Annotated in this window: 3 protein-coding genes; 2 read left to right on the forward strand and 1 reads right to left on the reverse strand. The window is 68.2% G+C overall.

The window, feature by feature from the left end:
• The first annotated feature begins 455 nt into the window (after positions 1-455).
• Together AB4Y86_RS15035 and AB4Y86_RS15040 are read left to right on the forward strand one after the other, a co-directional pair.
• Entirely contained in the window at positions 456-881 is a 426-nt protein-coding gene (locus tag AB4Y86_RS15035; protein WP_441403000.1) for a hypothetical protein, read from the forward strand.
• 279 nt (positions 882-1,160) lie between these two features.
• Entirely contained in the window at positions 1,161-1,685 is a 525-nt protein-coding gene (locus tag AB4Y86_RS15040) for a hypothetical protein (protein ID WP_441403001.1), read from the forward strand.
• Positions 1,686-1,711: 26 nt separating this feature from the next.
• On the opposite strand, the gene AB4Y86_RS15045 is transcribed toward AB4Y86_RS15040, so the two are convergent.
• The gene (locus AB4Y86_RS15045) at positions 1,712-3,142 is read right to left on the reverse strand and encodes an amidohydrolase (RefSeq protein ID WP_441403002.1); all 1,431 of its coding nucleotides are present in this window, start codon (positions 3,140-3,142) and stop codon (positions 1,712-1,714) included.
• Positions 3,143-3,431: the final 289 nt, after the last annotated feature.

Here is a 3,431-nt window from a genome sequence, read left to right on the forward strand (position 1 = left end):
GGGTCGATGTAGGGGACCACGGACCCTGGCTTCTTCTCCATCAGTTCGTCGCAAAGTTGCGTCACGGCCGCGATGTTAGGTTCCTGCAGCAGAGCCTTTTTTTCGTCCCAGTCAATCGTCACGATTTCTCCCTCAGCACTCGGCGTCCAGAATCAGGCGTCTCGCTCCACTCTACGCTTTCGCGCCGGGGGACGTTTTGCGGGCCGTCGCGGGACCCTTGGACCACTAGGCAGGGGCCTCTGGGCCGGCGTACGCTTAAAACGCGCCTGCAGGTAACCACTGATGAAGCCGGGTCGTTCTGGACATGCAAATGTCCGAGCCGTCTCGTAGCGAGATCGCGAAGGTACCTGCAGGTTCTGCATGCAGTAGGTCCGGTGGTCCGATCCCTTTGCCGGTTGGCCGGCTGGCCGTGACTGGGACGAGACTCCCGCGGATTCTGGGGTTAGGCTCGCATCATGAAGCCTCGGGGGATCATCATGCTCGCCGTGGCTGCGCTCGCCGCCCTGCTGGCAGTGCCGTTGTTGTCGGGGCACATTCCGGGAGTGCCGGTGGCGTGCCCGGCTGTCGGCTACACGTATGTGGGCCCGGTAGAGCTTGTCTTCCCCACGCAGCCGACGTCCGTGGCTGCCTGCTTCGGGGACGGCTGCACCCCTCAGCCGGTGACGGCGGGACCGGACGGAAAATGGCTGGTGCCGCAGTCGGCGCCGTACCTGACCCCGCCCGCTAGCGTCACGTCCGTCTCCGTGGAGGCGACCAGCACGTCGGGCGCCCGCGTCTCCCRCGTCCTGCCGATCGAATCGGAATCGACCGGGGAGCACCCTTACGGGCCCGCTTGTGGCGGCCCATTTAGGTTCAAGCCCGTGCAGGTGCCGCTCGGATAAAGAGCCCGACGGCGTCCGCGGGACGCCGCTCTCGTTCCCTACATCGAGCTGCGCCCCGATACCCGCGCCTAACTGCTCTGCGGGGACCCCGGCGTCGGCCTGTTCACGGCGCTGGAGCCGATCGAAGGTCAYGGCGGTCCGGGCCTGCAGCGCTGGTTTGGAAGCCGCTCCGGACCCCCTGCTTGTCGTCCACACTTAAAGTGTCCTCGTGACCACCGACAATTGAGGAAGCCGCAAATTCGTCGGCTTCGCAGGAACGACTCCAGAGCCAAGGAACCCATGCCGATCAACCGACAGTCACTGAAACAGGACGGGTTCACCGGGTTCCGGCCGCTCGCGGAGCTGGACATCAACCGGATTCCGCAGAAGCCCGGGATCTTCGCGGTGCTGCGGCCCGAGAGCCCGGGACCCCTAAACCTCCGGCCGCATTTCCTCGCCAAAAGCACCGCGGGCGTGTTCAAGAAGAAGGACCCCACCCTGAAGGCGGATGTGCTCGACGACGAATGGGTCGACGGCGCCGACGTCGTGTACCTGGGCAAGGCCGGGCCCGGGAGCAAGGGTAACCGCGGGCTTCGCCGGCAGATCCAGGAGTTCGTTGACTTTGGCGCGGGCAAGCCGCCGGGCCACTGGGACGGCCGGCTGGTCTGGCAGCTGGCCGGCGCGAAGAAGCTGGTCATCGCCTGGAAAGAGCTGCCGGTTGACCAGCTCACTCTGGCCGAAGCCGGGTATCACGCCGCGTTCGTGGAGGAGTACGGCCGGTTGCCGTTCGCCAACTTGGTCCAGGCCCGGGTCAAAGGCAACTGACAGGACAGGCGGGTAAACCCTTAACGCTAGATCCCGGCCCCGTGCGTGAACCGTCCTGCCAGCAGCGTCGCGGCCACCGGCATCGCGGCAAACTCGGCGTCCGAAACAGCCAGCGGGTCGGCGTCGAGCACGACGACGTCGGCCGGGTCGCCGACGCGAATCCGGCGCCGCCCTCGCGACGACGCCGCCAGCGCCTCCTGCCGGGTAAGCACCTGTTCCGGGTGCCACGGCGCGCGCCCGTCCCCGCGCGCCCGGGTGGTGGCGGCGGACATCGCGGTCCAGGGTTCCAACGGCGCCACCGGCGCGTCGGAGCCAAGCGCCAGCGTGGCTCCGGCGTCGAGCAGGGAGCGCAGCGGGAACGCCCGCTCCGTCCGGCCCGGCCAATTGGAGTCGGCGGCGTCGCGGTCATCGAGTGCATGGGCGGGCTGCACGCTGGCCGTGAGGCCCAGTCCGCCGAACCGGGCAAAGTCCTGCTGCCGGACAAACTGGGCATGCTCGACCCTGCCCGCAATCCCGGCTGCCGCGAACGCGTTCAGCGCCACTTCGTTGGCGCCGTCGCCGATTGCGTGCACCGCCGGGACGAACCCGGTTTCGCGGGCCCGCAGCAGCAGCTCCAGCAGTTCCGCCTCGCCCACTGTCAGCAGCCCGTGTCCGCCGTTCGGGTAGGGGTCGACGCAAAACGCCGTGCGCGTGTTCAGGGACCCGTCGATCAGCACCTTCAACGGCCCTACCCGCAGAAGTCCACCGCTCCCGGGCACCAGTTGGCCGGTCCGCAGGCCCTCCCCGGCGGCCCGGTCCAGATCCTGGGGGTAAACCCCGGCGTCCACCCGGACGGAGTCGAAGCCCGCCACGATTCGGCGCAGCCAGGGGTCCCGGTTCCAGACCATTTCAAAGTCCACGATTCCGACGACGCCGCGTGCGGCGGCTGCCCGTCCAGCGCCGCTGACCAGGGCGTCGACCGCGTCGTCGGGCAGCCGCCCCAGTTCCCGGGTCAGTTCAAACGCCGGATCCTCGCGGAGCAGGCCGTCAGCGCCCACGGGGACGCCGTAGCGCGCGGCAGCCGCGCTATTGAGCCACACACAGTGCAGATCGTGGCTGACCAGCGCCGTCGCGACGCCGCCGGTGGCGCCGTCGAGCAGTTCAAGACTGGGCATGTCTCCCCAGACGGCGTCCCGGAATCCCACTGCCACGAGCGTCGGACCGTCAGCGCGCTGGCTCCCCAGCTGAGAGCGCACGACGGCGGCGGCCTCCAGGGCGGAGGCGGCGCCGGACACATCGATTCGGTCGGCGGCCAGGGCCCACTGCGTCATGTGGACATGCTCGTCCCACAGCCCCGGAATCACGAAGCGGCCACCGAGGTCCACCACCTCTGCACCGCGCAGCGCCGGACCGGCTTCTGAACCCGCCGGCACAATCCGTGCAACGACGCCGTCCGTAATGAAAATGTCACAAAGCATATTTTGGCCGGGTTGTCGGACCGAGGCGAGCGCGACGTCCCGGCGGGCGGGGGGAGGGGCGTTTTTCGGCATAGGGACAGGCTAGAAGCACGATTAGCAGCCAGCAACTACCACCCCACCGGTCACTGCCTCCTCACGGCTCCCGGACCTGCGCGCCCACGCCGGGGGCAAGGGACTTAAGCCCCCTTGCCTGTCAATGGCGGCGAAGCCATTCTGGAGTTGGGGCGGTTCCTGCACGGTAATTGGGGGATGAACCGTTCCGCTCGAAGTATCGGTCTCGCTAGGACCT

The organism is Arthrobacter sp. 2YAF22_2 (assembly GCF_052114645.1).
Lineage (GTDB): Bacteria > Actinomycetota > Actinomycetes > Actinomycetales > Micrococcaceae > Arthrobacter.

Coding starts and splice junctions, on each gene's coding strand:
- AB4Y86_RS15040 (WP_441403001.1), top strand. CDS start 1,161: ATGCCGATCAACCGACAGTCACTGAAACAGGACGGGTTCACCGGGTTC.
- AB4Y86_RS15045 (WP_441403002.1), bottom strand. CDS start 3,142: ATGCTTTGTGACATTTTCATTACGGACGGCGTCGTTGCACGGATTGTG.